17 protein-coding genes are annotated in these 16,022 nt (G+C 42.1%); 4 read left to right on the top strand and 13 right to left on the bottom strand.

The window, feature by feature from the left end:
• The first annotated feature begins 155 nt into the window (after nucleotides 1-155).
• Nucleotides 156-956, top strand: coding sequence for a DUF2989 domain-containing protein (locus tag H5163_RS14245; protein ID WP_182735414.1), 801 nt, complete (start codon nucleotides 156-158; stop codon nucleotides 954-956).
• A 58-nt stretch (nucleotides 957-1,014) separates the two neighbouring features.
• Here the strand turns inward: H5163_RS14245 and ihfA are convergent, their stop codons facing one another.
• The 5 genes from ihfA to H5163_RS14220 all read right to left on the bottom strand — a co-directional run bounded on the left by ihfA (nucleotide 1,015) and on the right by H5163_RS14220 (nucleotide 6,924).
• Nucleotides 1,015-1,308, bottom strand: a complete 294-nt coding sequence (ihfA, locus tag H5163_RS14240) for an integration host factor subunit alpha (protein WP_016707763.1) — start codon at nucleotides 1,306-1,308, stop codon at nucleotides 1,015-1,017.
• Between the two features lie 2 nt (nucleotides 1,309-1,310).
• Nucleotides 1,311-3,698 (bottom strand): phenylalanine--tRNA ligase subunit beta, encoded by a 2,388-nt coding sequence (pheT, locus tag H5163_RS14235; protein ID WP_182731901.1) that lies wholly within the window; start codon nucleotides 3,696-3,698, stop codon nucleotides 1,311-1,313.
• Between the two features lie 15 nt (nucleotides 3,699-3,713).
• Nucleotides 3,714-4,694, bottom strand: coding sequence for a phenylalanine--tRNA ligase subunit alpha (gene pheS, locus H5163_RS14230; protein ID WP_145241591.1), 981 nt, complete (start codon nucleotides 4,692-4,694; stop codon nucleotides 3,714-3,716).
• A 464-nt stretch (nucleotides 4,695-5,158) separates the two neighbouring features.
• Nucleotides 5,159-5,869: a DnaA inactivator Hda gene (gene hda, locus H5163_RS14225; protein ID WP_182731917.1), complete on the bottom strand. Its 711-nt coding sequence runs from the start codon at nucleotides 5,867-5,869 to the stop codon at nucleotides 5,159-5,161.
• A complete protein-coding gene (locus H5163_RS14220; protein WP_182735413.1) occupies nucleotides 5,869-6,924 on the bottom strand; it encodes a DUF2066 domain-containing protein in 1,056 nt (351 codons plus the stop codon). Before H5163_RS14220 ends, hda begins: the two co-directional genes overlap by 1 nt.
• Nucleotides 6,925-7,218: 294 nt before the next feature.
• Between H5163_RS14220 and H5163_RS14215 the strand changes: the two genes are divergently transcribed.
• Nucleotides 7,219-7,836 (top strand): LysE family translocator, encoded by a 618-nt coding sequence (locus tag H5163_RS14215; RefSeq protein ID WP_145241588.1) that lies wholly within the window; start codon nucleotides 7,219-7,221, stop codon nucleotides 7,834-7,836.
• An 84-nt stretch (nucleotides 7,837-7,920) separates the two neighbouring features.
• Here the strand turns inward: H5163_RS14215 and recR are convergent, their stop codons facing one another.
• From recR to H5163_RS14180, 8 genes are all read right to left on the bottom strand, one after another.
• The gene (gene recR / locus H5163_RS14210) at nucleotides 7,921-8,529 is read right to left on the bottom strand and encodes a recombination mediator RecR (protein WP_145241586.1); all 609 of its coding nucleotides are present in this window, start codon (nucleotides 8,527-8,529) and stop codon (nucleotides 7,921-7,923) included.
• A gap of 8 nt (nucleotides 8,530-8,537) precedes the next feature.
• Nucleotides 8,538-8,864 carry a YbaB/EbfC family nucleoid-associated protein gene (locus tag H5163_RS14205; RefSeq protein ID WP_145241584.1) on the bottom strand — a complete coding sequence of 109 codons (327 nt, stop codon included), beginning with the start codon at nucleotides 8,862-8,864 and terminating at the stop codon, nucleotides 8,538-8,540.
• Nucleotides 8,865-8,919: 55 nt separating this feature from the next.
• Nucleotides 8,920-11,286, bottom strand: a complete 2,367-nt coding sequence (gene dnaX, locus H5163_RS14200; protein ID WP_182735412.1) for a DNA polymerase III subunit gamma/tau — start codon at nucleotides 11,284-11,286, stop codon at nucleotides 8,920-8,922.
• 3 nt (nucleotides 11,287-11,289) lie between these two features.
• Nucleotides 11,290-11,835, bottom strand: a complete 546-nt coding sequence (gene apt / locus H5163_RS14195) for an adenine phosphoribosyltransferase (RefSeq protein ID WP_145241580.1) — start codon at nucleotides 11,833-11,835, stop codon at nucleotides 11,290-11,292.
• Between the two features lie 137 nt (nucleotides 11,836-11,972).
• Nucleotides 11,973-12,095: a hypothetical protein gene (locus H5163_RS21375; RefSeq protein ID WP_257325665.1), complete on the bottom strand. Its 123-nt coding sequence runs from the start codon at nucleotides 12,093-12,095 to the stop codon at nucleotides 11,973-11,975.
• Nucleotides 12,096-12,168: 73 nt separating this feature from the next.
• Nucleotides 12,169-12,918 (bottom strand): DUF2063 domain-containing protein, encoded by a 750-nt coding sequence (locus H5163_RS14190; protein ID WP_182731897.1) that lies wholly within the window; start codon nucleotides 12,916-12,918, stop codon nucleotides 12,169-12,171.
• A gap of 1 nt (nucleotide 12,919) precedes the next feature.
• Complete coding sequence (locus H5163_RS14185) at nucleotides 12,920-13,744, bottom strand: DUF692 domain-containing protein (RefSeq protein ID WP_145241663.1); 825 nt, start codon at nucleotides 13,742-13,744, stop codon at nucleotides 12,920-12,922.
• A 117-nt stretch (nucleotides 13,745-13,861) separates the two neighbouring features.
• Entirely contained in the window at nucleotides 13,862-14,428 is a 567-nt protein-coding gene (locus H5163_RS14180) for a hypothetical protein (protein WP_145241576.1), read from the bottom strand.
• Nucleotides 14,429-14,636: 208 nt separating this feature from the next.
• Here H5163_RS14180 and H5163_RS14175 point away from each other — a divergent pair, with 208 nt between their 5' ends.
• On the top strand, nucleotides 14,637-15,593 hold the full coding sequence (locus tag H5163_RS14175) for a tRNA-dihydrouridine synthase (protein ID WP_182735411.1): 957 nt from the start codon (nucleotides 14,637-14,639) through the stop codon (nucleotides 15,591-15,593).
• Between the two features lie 71 nt (nucleotides 15,594-15,664).
• Entirely contained in the window at nucleotides 15,665-16,009 is a 345-nt protein-coding gene (locus H5163_RS14170; protein ID WP_145241572.1) for a TraR/DksA C4-type zinc finger protein, read from the top strand.
• Nucleotides 16,010-16,022 lie beyond the last annotated feature (13 nt).

Genomic DNA, 16,022 nt, shown 5'->3' with positions numbered 1-16,022 from the left:
TTTTTGAACGGATAGCCATAAGACGTATTGAGTTTTGAGAGCAACACGCCTCAGTGGGCTTCGCTATTCTAATTTAAACTAACTTTATTCTCCACTGTTAGAGAGCAATTCATTACGCTAGAATAACAAGGTAATTATTAAGGTGAGGTTAAGGGATGTTACTAAGAGCAAGTGTTTTACTGAGTTTGTTGGCATTAACTGGGTGTGAAGAACCGTTGACACTTGCACAGGTGTGTAAAGAAACCCCAGGTTTATGTAATGATTTAAATAAAGATAGTCACTGTAAAGCCCAACGTGCTGATGTGATCATGGCGCGTTACCATGAATACAAACAACCGACTGATAATAACAAATATTTATTATTAAAAGGTTTTGAAAAATACGATCAATGCGTATCGCTGGCGGCAAAAATTGAACATATCAAATTAAAAGAAAAAACCACCTCCCGCGTTGAAGCACATTTAACCAGTATCAAGGAAATGACGCGGTTATTTCAAGATACCAAAAATACTAACCACCCTGGGTTGTTGTATTATCATTGGTCTCGCAATAATGACCAATCAGCCCTGACTAAATTACTTGCGCTTGAAAAGGATCCTAGTGTCACTGAGGACGCTGAAATCCAGTTTTTCTTAGCCAGTTATTATATTAAGTTTGATGAAGATAAGACCATAGACTTACTGTATAAAACGTTAGAGCTAAACAAAGCTGAACAAACTCCAAACCCCGAGATTTACACCTCATTGATCAGTTTATTTTATAAACAGGAAAAATATAAGCATGCCTATACTTTTGCAAAAATTGCACAGCTTTCTGGGATAACCAATGTTGAAATATTCCCGATTGAGCAGCAACTCACAGCAACAGGAAAAAGTCTCAGCGGATTAGATACCCTCGCACAGCAAACCTACGACAGTATTCAAGCTGGGCAGTTTGTTTCACCACGGGATTTTTAATCGTGTTCAAACTTAGTTTATAGAAAAGAAAAAGGCAGCTGACGCTGCCTTTTTTAATTTATTTGCTCGTACCAACTTCAACACGAGTTTTGAGCTTTTGACCAGGTCGAAAGGTGACGACGCGTCGTGCCGAAATAGGGATATCTTCCCCAGTTTTCGGATTACGGCCAGGCCTTTCTTTCTTGTCACGAAGATCAAAGTTACCAAATCCAGAGAGCTTAACCTGCTCGCCTTTTTCAAGCGCTGAGCGGATTTCTTCAAAAAACGCTTCAACTAAATCTTTGGCATCCTTTTTATTGATCCCCAATTTTTCAAATAGGTGTTCAGCTATGTCGGCTTTAGTAAGCGCCATATCTAGTCCCTCAACGATGCATTAAACTGTTCGGCCAGTGCGGCCACCACGTTATCAACTACTAGATTGATATCTTTCTCTTCGAGTGTTCTATCAACCGCTTGCAGTGTTAGAGCAATCGCCAAACTCTTATAATTTGGCTCAATACCTTTGCCCTTATACACATCGAATAAGTTTAGGTCAACCAATTGATTTCCGCCAACTTTTTCTATCACTGATAAAATGTCGCCAGATTTCACCTGATCTTCCACTAAAATAGCGATGTCGCGGCGGTTTGAAGGGAACTTCGAAACCCCTACAGCCTCTGGTAAATTTCTTTTTTCAATGGCTGACATTTCAATTTCAAACACATAAGTCGCATTATTGATATCTAACGATTTTTGTACTTGAGGATGAATAGCACCAAAGAAACCGACCTTTTTACCTTCAACATAAATCACCGCAGATTGGCCCGGATGTAAGCCATCTGATTGCTCTGCTTTGATTTCAAAACGCGTTATATCATTGGTTAATGAAAGTAATGCTTCAACGTCACCTTTTAAATCATAAAAATCAACGGTGCGCTTTTCTTCAACCCAATGTTCACCATGTGCCAGACCAGTAATAGCCCCACCAATAACTGCAACTTGGTTTACGCCATTCTCTGCGTTTTCATCACGTAGAAATTTAAGGCCATGCTCAAATAAACGAATACGTGGCTGCTGGCGGTTTTGATTATACATTACTGATGCCAGTAAACCTGGCATAAGGCTCACACGCATTGCCGACATTTCAATCGAAATTGGATGTGGCAAAACCAGCGCGTCACTGTCTGGGTGTAAAATAGCTTGTGCTTTAGGGTCAACAAAGCTGTATGTGATCGCTTCTTGATAACCACGAGTCACTAGCGTATTGCGAAATTTGCTCACTGCAATATTGGCTTCGTTATGAGTGGTCATTTTTAATTTAGCAGTCGGTGCTACGTTTGGAATACTGTTGTAACCATATACGCGAGCAACTTCTTCAATTAGATCTTCTTCGATACGAATATCAAAACGGTAGCTTGGTACATCTGCACTCCACACACCATCGACAATTTTCACATCAAGCCCTAAACGGGTTAAAATGTCGGTTACTTTCGCATCTTCAATATGATGACCAATAACACGGTCTAAACGCGCACGACGAAGACGCACTTCAGTGACCTTAGGAAGCTTATCTTTTGCAACAGCTTCAACTACAGGGCCTGCTTGACCGCCTACAATCTCAAGTAACAACGCTGTTGCACGTTCTATTGCATCATGTTGCAGCGCAAAATCCACACCGCGTTCATAACGATGCGATGCATCTGTGTGTAAACCATAGCTACGAGCTTGCCCTGCGATAGCAACTGGATTAAAAAACGCACTTTCTAATAGAATATCCGTTGTTTGCTCGGTAACGCCTGATTGCTCACCGCCAAAGATACCGGCAATCGCCAGCGCTTTGTTATGGTCGGCTATTACTAAGGTAGATTCATTCAACTTAGCAGTATTACCATCTAGTAATACCAGCTCTTCACCAGCATGGGCGCTACGTACTTTGATACCGCCTTCAATCGCATTTAAATCAAAAGCATGCATTGGATGGCCAAGTTCAAGTAACACATAGTTAGTTACATCAACCACAGGGTCAATTGCGCGCACGCCACTACGACGAAGCTTCTCAACCATCCAAAGTGGTGTTGTGGCGTCAAGGTTGATGCCTTTGATCACACGCCCTAAATAACGAGGGCAGGCTTCATCGTTTACTAGTTCAATTGATACTTTATCATCAATAGTTGCTGCAACCGCTGGTATTTCTAGGGCTTTAACATCAATACTGTTAAGTACGCCCACTTCACGAGCGATGCCTTTAATACCTAAACAGTCACCACGATTCGGGGTTAAATCAACATCAATAATGTTGTCATCAAGGCTTAAGTATTCACGTAAGTCTGTGCCAACAGGTGCATCAAGTGGCAACTCCATGATACCGTCGCCTTCTTCGCTAATACCCAACTCCACGAATGCACACAGCATGCCGTGAGACGGTTGACCACGTAGTTTGGCTTTTTTAATTTTAAAATCGCCCGGTAATACAGCGCCAACCATAGCTACTGCAACTTTGATACCTAAACGGCAATTTGGCGCACCACATACAATATCTAATAGCTCATCGCCACCGACATTGATTTTAGTTACACGTAGTTTATCTGCATCAGGATGCTGACCACATTCAACTACTTCACCGACAACAACGCCAGAGAATTCTGCCGCAGCGGGCTCTACGCCATCTACCTCAAGGCCGGCCATCGATAACTGTTCCGAAAGAGCCTGCGTGTCAATTGCAGGATTAACCCACTCTCTTAACCACTTTTCACTAAATTTCATGTTATTTCTTCACTCTTAACGGAACTGATTAAGGAATTTCAAATCGTTTTCGAAAAACGCACGTAAGTCATTTACACCATAACGCAGCATGGTTAAACGCTCTACACCCATACCAAAGGCAAAACCAGTGTATTTTTCTGGATCAATTCCCACTGATTTAAGCACGTTAGGGTGCACCATTCCGCAACCTAATACTTCTAACCATTTTCCGTCTTTACCCATCACATCAACTTCCGCTGAAGGCTCTGTAAATGGGAAAAATGAAGGACGGAAACGAATTTCCATATCTTCTTCAAAAAAGTTACGCAAGAAATCGTGCAAAATACCTTTAAGCTCAGTAAAGCTTACATCAGTATCAACCATCAACCCTTCAACCTGATGGAACATCGGCGTATGTGTTTGGTCGTAATCGTTACGGTATACACGCCCTGGAGAAATAATACGCAGCGGCGGTTGCTCAGCTTCCATGGTGCGAATTTGCACACCACTGGTTTGCGTACGCAACACCAGTTTTGGATTAAAGTAAAAAGTATCGTGATCAGCACGCGCTGGGTGATGCTCAGGAATATTTAGCGCGTCGAAGTTATGAAAATCATCTTCTACTTCTGGGCCAGATTTAACCGCAAAACCTAATTCGCCAAAAAAGCTCTCAATCCGCTCAATGGTACGCGTCACTGGGTGTAAACCACCTGTTGGCATAACACGACCGGGCAATGTTACATCGATTGTTTCAGCGGCTAATTTCTCTTCAAGGGCCTTGCTTGCTAGTAATTCGCGCTTGTCGTTAATCGCAACTTGTACATCTTGCTTAGCTTGGTTAATTACTTGGCCTGCTTCTTTGCGTTCTTCAGGGGCAATTTTACCAAGGGTTTTTAATAGATTCGTGATTTCGCCTTTTTTACCAAGGTAGTTAACCCTGATATCTTCAAGCTGCGCGATTTCACTGGCACTGGCGACCGCCTCAAGTGCTTGCGCTAATATATTTTCTAAGTTCATTCGATACCTGATCTGTCACAGAAGGTGATTTAAGTAATAGCTAATGATAACTGAAAGCAATGGCTAGATTCCAGACCTTATACCAATCTTATTGAATTCTTTCCCATTCTGGTTAAGCAAAATGGGAAGTTAGACGATTTTGTAGAGAAAACTAGGGTCTGTTGATCTTTCAAGGTTAAATTTGCAGCAGTCTGTTTGGTATTTAGGCAAGGCAGAGCCTATGTGGTGTGGTTATTCCCCATAAATAGGCGATAACGCAGCATCAATGCCAAACAGGCGCTGCCCGAAGGGTTCTGCCTAGGGGCAATTAACTCTTTGTTACTTACATGGATGTAAGTAAGGGGCGTGAGCAGGACGCGGAAGCTTTGCTCGGCTTTTACTTAGCCCACTAGGTTATAAACCTCGCGCCGCGATTAAATTGCCCCTAGTTTGAACAAATATTAATCCGGAAAGGCCAACAGACCCTAGAGTTTTAGAGTGGATTTTATGAAAGGAATTGTCAATTTACGTTGTGCAGCCATCGAGGCATGGTCAAGTTTATCAAGCACATCAAGTAACGCTCGCATATCACGACTCAAACGCGTTAATAAAAAGCGCGCACATTCATCACTGAGCTCTAAACCGCGCATATTGGCGCGCTTTACTAAGGCTTCGGCTTTATCATCATCACTCATAGAACGGATTTGAAATGTCGTACCCCATTTTAATCGTGACTCAAGATCCGGCAAGTTAATGTTAAGCATGTCTGGTAACAGATCCGCTGTCACTACTAAGCATTTACCCGGTTCGTTAAAACGGTTAAAAAAATTAAACAACGCTTTTTCCCACGCATCGTTACCAGCTACTAAGTGCACATCATCAATACACAACACATCAAGCGCGTCTAAGCCATCGAGCACCATAGGGCCAAAATCAATCACTTCGCGCATTGATAGCAGCATAGTCGATAAGCCATGCTCTTGGGCATGAATACAGGTTGCATACAGTAAATGTGATTTACCCGAATCTCCTAAACCACATAAATATGTATATTGAAAAGTGGTTGCTAAACTTTTAAAAGCATTTTTTAAATGACTCACTTCCAGTGAATTTTCACCACCAAAATAAGATGCAAAGGTTTCATCATCCGGCAACGTTACCGGTAATGCCATTTGCACCGGCTCAATTGTCTGCATTACAAACCAACCCATTGATATTCTAAATCGTCTTGCGCTACTACGGGATAAAATGCACGAGGATCAACAAATGGTTGAAAAGCACGGTCGAGCTCTAAGGCTTTTTGTAAATCATGCATACTACCAGTGTGATTGATCGCAAAACTAACTACATCAGCAGTACGAGAACGAATTGTCACTTGGGTAACTACGCTTAAGCTCTGAAGCTGACGTTTAGCCAACTCAATATCGACAAAGTTAGTGGTGCCTTTTAATTTAAATACCGCTTGGGCAAGCTGCGTTGTAGAATTCGGATCAACCGCATATTCATTGGCCAAGCCAGCTGCTAAGCTGTCGATCATTAAGGCTATGGCTTGTTGTTTATCACCGCTTACTCTATTTGCTTCAAACAGCTCATCATTAGTAAAGCGCCAATCCAACAACCAAATCTCGCTGTCAGGTTGTTTGTATAAACGCGCGGTAATACTGCGTTCTGCACTATAACGGCTTGATGCCTGTTCGACTGGCGAGGAGAAATTACCCCACACCTCAGGTATTCCCACTAATGCACGGTCTTGTAAATCAAGCAACGGCACCACGACTGGCAAGCCACGTCGCGCTGCGGTGCTATAAATTAGTTGCTCTAGCTGCGGATAACTTTCTTGGGTAACAAGTTCACGACGCCAGTTATCTTCAATGGCAAGCCAAATAGCCACCAGCGGGCGACGCGTACCCCACAATGGTAAATTAAGCTCTTTGACGAGTGCATTAATTTTATTTGCTTCAAATTTAACCACGAGATTAAGTTGACCATTGGCTTTTTCGTCGTATTCAAATTTGAGCATGTAATCTGATATATCTTTACTACGTTGCTGAGCGATTGGATTTTGATCCGCATTCGGATCGCCACTAACCTTAACCAGTACATTGAGCAACGCCTCTCGGCTGGCGCTGAGTCGAGCATCGCGAGATTTGTCAGATACTTTTAATACGTCCTGATATAGATCAGTAACTTCAACCGCAGTCGCAGTAAAACTTAGGAAAATGATGATAATAGCAATAAATAATCTAGACACAGGGCATTAGTTCTTGGTTTTAAACTGTTTTGATCCTAATTCAAAGCACCCAACAAAGCAAAAATATATTTGTTAAAACCCACTTACAAATAAGTGCTTGTGATCAGTGCATACAAGCTTCCTGCTACATGCTCCTCAAAGATCTAAATTAGCTTGCGTATTAGTAATCAGTTTATGCTTTATCGCCAGTGCTAACAATCTCTTAATTGTGCTTAACCATCCCAAATTGGTTTCTAACCCTTTCAAAAACAATTACCATTGCGCATTCTATTACAGCAACTAACGGATGCTTACATGCTCGACTTCGCAGTCCTGGGGGTATTTATACCCACCTTCTTTTTTGTCTCTATTACACCTGGGATGTGTATGACTTTAGCCATGACCTTAGGAATGAGTATTGGCGTGCGCAGAACTATGTGGATGATGATTGGCGAATTACTTGGCGTTGCTATTGTGGCTGTTGCAGCAGTCGCAGGGGTGGCAAGTATCATGCTCAACTACCCGACACTTTTTAGCGTATTAAAATGGCTCGGTGCAGGTTATTTAGTCTATATTGGGGTTGCAATGTGGCGAGCAAAAGCAACCATCAAATTAGGCGCAGACAGTAAATTAAAAGTATCTCGCCAAGCGCTATTCTCACAAGGGTTTATCACCGCGATTGCCAACCCTAAAGGCTGGGCGTTTATGATTTCCCTGCTACCGCCGTTTATAAATATTGACTACGCGATTGCGCCACAATTGAGTATGTTAGTCGCCATCATTATGCTCAGCGAGTTCACTTGCATGATGCTCTATGCCACTGGCGGTAAAAGTTTACGGCTGTTTTTAAACCAAGGTGACAATATCAAGTGGATGAACCGCATCGCTGGCAGTTTGATGGTTGGCGTTGGAGTATGGTTAGCGCTTAGCTGAGTCGCTTTATTTTAGAGCGACTATAAAAAAGCCTGCAAATGCAGGCTTTTCGCTTTCAAAGAATTTATTTACTTAACTGCAAAGCTAATTTTGACTAACCACTCGTCGGCCACTAAATGCATGCATTAATGTCATGCCATCGAGCAAATCAAGTTCGCCACCGACCGGAATACCATGGGCTATCCGCGATGCATCAACTTTATAACGGTGACAAAGCTGGGCAATATAATGCGCTGTAGTTTCCCCTTCAACTGTAGGGTTGGTCGCTAATATAACCTCGTTTATCCCACCTTGTTGCAACTTACTTTCAAGAATATCAAGGCCAATTTCATTTGGACCAATACCATCGATAGGTGATAAATGTCCCATCAATACAAAGTACAAACCTTTATACTGGCCAGTTTGTTCAATCGCCAACACATCGGTAGGTGATTCAACCACACATAAAATTCCGCTATCTTGACGTTTGGGGCTTAAACAGATTTCACACTGCGGCTGCTCTGCAAAAGTACGACACGATTGACAGTGTCCAATAGCAGTCATCGCTTTGGTAAGTGCATTACCAAGCTGAGTGCCCCCCTTACGGTCACGCTCAAGCAAATGGAACGCGATGCGCTGCGCTGACTTTGGGCCTATGCCCGGCTGACAGCGCAATGCTTCAATTAGCTGGTTTAAACTCTCTGAAAGCTGCATATTTTATCTTAAAATGGCATTTTCATACCTGGTGGTAATTGCATACCGCCAGTTACTTTACCCATGCGCTCTTGTGTTTCTTCTGCTACACGGCGAACTGCGTCATTACACGCAGCGGCAAGTAAGTCTTCAATAAGATCTTTTTCGTCTTCCATTAAACTTTCATCAAGTTCAACACGTCGAACATTATGGTTTCCAAGCATGGTTACTTTAACTAAACCAGCACCTGCTTCACCAACCACTTCTAAGCTAGCAATTTCGTCTTGGGCTTTTTGCATGCGCTCTTGCATTTGCTGCGCTTGCTTCATCATGTTACCCATTCCACCTTTAAACATAACTTTCTCTCTTTCTATTTCTAATTGCCATGAAGATAAGGGCTATTGCAGTGAATTACAATGCCTGAATACTGTTTTCATCGATAATTGCAGAAAATAGCTGCTGTAACTGTACGATATTTTCATCACCGTTGATCACATCAATTGCTTGCTGATGGCGCCCTGCATCAATCTTTTGCTGAATTAAGTAAGGCGAATCTATCACCCCAGGGGCAAAATTGATTGTCAGCTCAACATTATACCCGTAAATACTGGCCAGCGCCGCACTAAGCTTTTGTCTTAACATAGGGGTATCGAGATGTTTTTGCGATTCATCCACTTCTAAGTGCAGCTGTTGTTGTTGCTTTGAATAAATTGAATGCAAAGCAAATTGACGCATCCGCCCGCCAAGTCCCATCCGCTTAATTAAGTATGCCCACTCATCTTGTTGATGTGCAAAACGAATATCGCTGATCGGGCTTTGAAAATCATCCGGTATTTGAATATTTATTTCAGGCTCAGGTGCAGCAACTACTTTTTGTGGATTAATTTGCTCTAGCAATTCCGGTGCTAAATTCTCAGTAATAGTCTGATGTTTTTCTTTAAAGTCAGGTTTCACACGCTTATTTGGGGCGATATTCGGCGTGTAACCATCAGTCTCAGGCTGACTACTTGCCCCCGTTATCTGGGGCTGTGACTTTTTTACCGCAGTACCGCGCTCAACCGCAGCTGGTTTATTCGTTGATGGCGCCACAGATGTTTTACCACCAGAGAGCGTACCTGCACCAGAAATATTTCTATCTCGTAAAATACGTGCAATTGCGGACTGCGCTTGTGCTTCTTTTTGGCTAATATCTGTGGTATCTGAATAGTCAGAGAATGAGCTGTTATTTTGTGCTGGAGCGGTTTGCTCTGCGCTATATTGATGCTCAGGTAAAGATTGTTCTGGCGCATGCTCAAAGCCACTATGAAAGCCCTGCTCCACTGCGTTATTCATTACCTCATCATATTGGGATACTAATTGTTGCTCAAGCTCAGCATCTGAATCATGCTCATTACCATGCGCGGCTTCGTGCATAATTCCCGAATTTGTATGTGGTGCTGTGGTCACAGTTGGCTGCGTATCGACAGGTGCAATTTGCTCACTGGTTACAGAGTGTTCAGTTGTTGCAACGGCTTGTTCAGGCGCACTCACGGTCGTTTGTAGCGGTGCAGCTTGAGGCAATGATACTTGGTTATCAACAGGCTGTGGTGTTGCAGGCTTATTTTTATTGAGAATATCTCTCAATGCTGCTGAGCGAGACCGGTTGTTATCGGCCGCTGGAGCCTGCGCCGCAGTACTTGCAAGCATTTGGCTATCAACTGGTTGAAATGCCAGTAAGCGCAGCATAACCATTTCAAAACCTAAACGAGGCTCTGGCGCCCATTGTAAGTCTTTTTTGCCATTAAGCAGTAATTGATAATAAATTTGGATTTGTTGTGAATCGCAGCTCTTTGCTACTTCATTAATAAACTCGCGATTATATTCATCTAACTTGGCGGCATCGGGCACTAATTGGGTTAATTGTGCTAAATGTGTAAGGCCAATTAGATCATCTAACAAAGCAATATAATTTGGGTTTTGGGTGGCAACTTGCTCGATTTGCGCCATCAATGCATGGCCGTCTTGGGCTAATAATGCAACCAGCAAGTGCTGGCTATAATGGTTGTCCATCAACCCTAGCATTGCTTGCACCGCTTGATGCTTAATATCACCATTCGTTTGAGCAATCGCTTGATCAGTTAAACTCAACGCATCACGCATACTGCCATCAGCCGCTTTGGCGATAATTTGCAGGGCTTGAGTTTCAAAACTTAATTTTTCTTCGCCTAACACATATTCAAGTTGTTGGAGTATTTCAGGTTGCGATAACGCATTAAGATTAAACTGCAAACAACGCGATAAAATGGTGACAGGCAGTTTCTGTGGATCCGTCGTCGCTAATAAAAACTTAACGTGCTCAGGCGGCTCTTCCAAGGTTTTTAATAATGCATTGAAACTATGCTTTGAAAGCATGTGTACTTCATCGATCAGGTACACTTTGTAGCGACCGCGAGTTGGCGCGTACTGCACGTTATCCAATATCTCACGGGTATCTTCAACTTTAGTGCGCGATGCTGCATCTATTTCAAGTAAGTCAATATAACGACCAGTTTCGATATCTATACAGCTGCTACACTTGCCACACGGTTGCGCCGAAATGCCTTCATCACAATTTAAGCTTTTTGCAAAAATACGTGCGATGGTGGTTTTACCCACCCCGCGAGTCCCAGTGAACAAATAAGCGTGATGCAGTCTGTTTTGTGTTAAAGCATTAATAAGCGCTTGTTTCACATGGGACTGACCGACCAATTCATGAAAGGTCTGTGGACGCCATTTTCTCGCTAGGACTTGATAACTCATTAATTATTCGCCTTCGAATTCAACCAATTTTAGGATTTTAATCCCCATTTTTGCAATGCGTTGCTCGCCACCAAGTTCTGGTAAAGAGACTACAAATGCTGCATCTGTCGCATGACCACCCAGCTTATTGACTAATTTAGCGGTCGCTTCAATGGTACCGCCGGTTGCTAATAAGTCATCGACTAAAAGCACTTTGTCACCTGGGACAATGGCATCTATATGCAGCTCTAATACATCTTCACCATATTCTAGCTGGTAATCTTGAGAGATCACTGCACGTGGCAGTTTGCCCGGTTTACGCACTGGAATAAAAGGAATACCTAATGCATATGAAAGCGGCGCACCGAAGATAAAACCACGTGATTCAGTACCTATAATCTTGGTAAAACCTTGATCTTTATAAGCTGAAATAAATGCATTAATTGTTGCTTGAAATGCAGCGGGATTAGCCATTAGCGTAGTTACATCACGGAACATAATGCCTGCTTTAGGGTAATCTGCAATAGTAGTTATGCTATCTTTAATGATAGATGGAGTTACTTGAGTCATAATTTAAACTGTTTTATCTGTAATATTACAAAGCAGACAATTATAACATCACAAAAATGAGTTGTCGGTAAGAAGTTAAATAATTAAGTAATAAGACTGTATTATATACAGCCTTATTATAATTTAGCAGTGCTAAATTAAGAGACTGTGGTGATCCAGCCTAGGATTGCATTTAAACAGCCGATTCCTGCAAACACAGCTAAGAACGCAAGAAAATACATTGCATTAAACGGATCTTTAAAATCTTTATCTTCTGACATAGGTACTACCTTTTATTAAGCGCGACGAATTAAGGCGCACATAATAGACGATGTAAAATAATCAATAAAGACTTTAAGGGTGATTTTTTGTCACGATAACGCCACGTTCCGCCATTGCATGTAATGTTACTGTAGCACCTTGAACAAGCTGTTCTGTAGTAAATTGCGGCGCTTGTAAAGCAACTTGCTCCACCAACGAAGCTAATTTGATACTCGGTGTTGTGTCTATAATTGCCAGTAATAATGCGGTCATTGCATTGGTAGCAAGAAATTGTACTTCGTCATCGGTATCGCGATACACCACAAAATAATGAGGCTGTTCACTAGGCTGCTGTGGTTGAAAATCAACACTGATATGCTGTACAGCAAACTGATAACTTAAATTTCGCGCGCAACTACTCATATAAAGAGGCACATTACTCAGCGGTGCATTAATGATGCAATCAGTTGGATCCGCATGCGCAACCGAGACATCAAGCTCAATCCATTCATAATGAGCAAGTTCAAGCATAAAGGGGGGATCAATTTCTTGCAATTGGTAATCACTACTTAAATACGCAATAAACTCACTAGCAATATCCAAAAAATAAGGTGATTGACAATCGTGTTCAGCAAAAAATTGGCGAACTAATCTTAACCAATTGTTATCGCTGTAGAGTGTTTTCAGAACCGGAAATGCTGAGGAAATAAAGCCATTGATATTATTGAAAAATAAATCACGGTAGATCGCCATACGACGCTCTTCAATGTCATCGGGCTTTGGTTGTGTATCTGGCGCTCGAATATGCGCCATAAACGCTTGTTGGGTTTCAATAAAATTCATATCAGGCACTTTCTTTACGCTGTATTATTGCGTGCTTGGCTTGTAGTTGATGAATTATATCCAGCTCTTTGGTAAGCTCAGCGATAGCTGGAATATTAAAATCACGTTCCAATAAAGTCGCAAACACTCCATGATGTTGATAAGCACGATCAAGTAATTGCCAAACAGGGTCAATCACGTCAGCGCCGTGAGTATCAATAAGTAAATCATCCGCCTCATTGAAATGCCCTGCGACATGACCATACGCTATACGTTGCGATGGCAAGCTAGCTAGAAAATGTTCTGCATCATAACCATGATTTATCGAATTCACATAAATATTATTTACATCGAGTAATAACTTACAATCAGCTTGCTGTAATATTTCAGTGGTAAATTCTAACTCGCTCATTTGCTGACCAGGTGCGGCATAATAAGACACATTTTCGATAGCTATTTGCTGCTCGAGAATATCTTGCACCTGTTTTATCCGCCCAACAACATGGGCAATCGCAGCTTCAGTAAATGGGATCGGCATCAGATCATACATGTGGCCGCTGCCGGAACAATAACTAAGGTGCTCACTAAAAAGCTTAACATTATGTGCTTTGAAAAAGACTTTTAATGCTTTAACAAATTCAATATCTAACGGTTCAGGAGAGCCGATGGATAATGACAAGCCATGACAAACAAAATTATTTGTATCGGTCAGTGACTTAAACTGCTTAGCAAAGCGACCACCGAGTTTTAACCAGTTCTCAGGCGCCACTTCCATAAAATCAATTTGCTTTGGTATCTGCATCAGCAATTCATCGAGCATTTCTCTACGCAGCCCAAGCCCTACCATGCCAAATTCACTGTTACTAGATACAGTCATATCAACTCCTTCATTTAAAAGGGCCACAATGCGGCCCTTTTATAAACATACTACTTAGCTAAAGTGCAGGTTACTTAACTTATCTAATTAATGGCTACCGCATTTGCCTTCTTTTTTAGCTTTAGCATCGCCGCCGCACTTACCTTCTTTGTTAGCTTTATCGTGTTTAGCGTCGCCGCCACATTTTCCTTCGCCGCACTTACCTTCTTTTTTTGCTTTATCGTGTTTAGCATCGCCGCCGCATTTGCCTTCGCCGCACTTTCCTTCTTTTTTAGCTTTGTCATGTTTAGCATCGCCACCGCATTTGCCTTCGCCGCACTTGCCTTCTTTTTTAGCTTTGTCATGTTTAGCATCGCCACCGCATTTGCCTTCGCCGCACTTGCCTTCTTTTTTAGCTTTGTCGTGTTTGGCATCGCCACCACATTTGCCTTCGCCGCACTTACCTTCTTTTTTAGCTTTGTCGTCTTTAGTTTTAGCATCTCCACCGCATTTACCTTCGCCACATTTTCCTTCTGTCGCGTCGACTTGGTAGCCCGTTACCATTTGTTGAAATTCAAACGGATTCGCTTGAACATCTGCAGAAATAAAACTTGTGCTACCTACTACTACCGCGCCTAATGTTAACGCGATTGAATTTTTTTTAAGTGTATTCATTTTATGACTCTCTCTAAACATACAAAGGTTGTACTAAGTAGACCTTGCTACAAAAATAATATTTCATTTAATCACATATTTTTATTTATTATTGATGATAACGCTACAAAGGAGTACAAAACTGGAGTTAACTATGGGAGTAAAATTGGCATTTATCAATGTTACAGGTAAAATACGCCTCCTTATGTAAAGTCAAAGTGCCCCTATCATGAAATTAGTTTTAGCGCCTATGGAAGGGGTTGTCGATTTTAAAATGCGTCAACTACTCACCGAAATTGGCGGTTTTGATTTATGCGTCACTGAATTTGTTCGTGTTATTGATGCCTGCCTGCCTGATAAAGTATTTCATCGCTATTGCCCAGAGCTAAATAATAACGGTTTCACTCGTTCAGGCACTCCTGTGCGTATCCAATTACTTGGCCAAGTTGCACACGCATTGGCTGAAAACGCAATCAAGGTAATAGAGCTTGGCTCTCACGGCGTTGATCTTAATTTTGGTTGCCCTGCTAAAACAGTCAATCGCAGTAAAGGCGGCGCCGTACTACTAAAAGATCCTGAACACATGTATGAAATCATTAAAGCAGTCCGTGATGCCGTGCCAAGCGAGCATCAAGTAAGCGCTAAAATTCGTTTAGGTTTTGATGATGACAGTAACAGTCAAGAAATTGTTGATGCCGTTGTCAGTGCCGGTGCCAATAGTATTGCCATACATGCCCGTACAAAGCGAGACGGTTATAACCCGCCCGCTTACTGGGAGAAGATTCCACCACTGATCAAAGATAAAAACATCGCCGTGGTCGCAAATGGTGAAATTTGGCAAGTAAAAGATGCACTACTTTGCCAGCAACGTAGTGGTTGCACAGACTTAATGCTTGGTCGCGGTGCATTATCGCATCCTGATTTAGCACGTAAAATAAAAGCACACTTTAATGATGAGCACTATGATGGCCTGCAGTGGGAGCATATTCTCTATCATCTGATCCATTCAGCCATACATCATGACCCAGCGAAAGATGAAAAGTATTTTGCTTCTCGTACTAAACAGTGGCTAGGCTATTTAAAGCGCCAATATAGCCAGGCCGATACTTTATTCGATGAGATCAGGCGCCTTAAAACAAAAGAAGATGTTGCAGGTGTTTTGAAAAAATATGCTATCGCACCTTAATTTGACACACATCATAGTCGGCTTTTTTAAATTAATGAATACTGCAGCATTGCTCAACGAGGACAATGACAATGATCAATGCTCAACATCACCTTCTAAGACTTAATACAGAGTTAGAGCAAGTAAGGCAGTGCTTGCTTACGACACTATCAAGCTCAAGTAACAAATCGCATCACTCGCTAGCTGAAACCTTGCACAAAAATAACCCTGAACAATGGTTAGAGCTTACGCAAAAGCAACTTGGCACTGAATATAAAGATATCATAGTACGCTTAGAACAACTTGAAGCGGCGGTCTGCCAAATCGATATCGGCCAATATGGTTATTGCTGTGACTGTGAAGAAAAAATTGACTCGCAACGGCTGAATGCCGATCCAACAGCGCAGCGCTGTGGCAACTGCGAGCCAAGGCTATAAAAATCAGCAAGCG

The sequence above is a fragment of the Pseudoalteromonas sp. SG44-8 genome (genome assembly GCF_014164125.1).
GTDB classification, from domain to species: Bacteria; Pseudomonadota; Gammaproteobacteria; order Enterobacterales; family Alteromonadaceae; genus Pseudoalteromonas; species Pseudoalteromonas rhizosphaerae.
The sequence above is the reverse complement of the archived record's forward strand: the minus strand, read 5'-3'. Positions and strand labels throughout refer to the sequence as shown.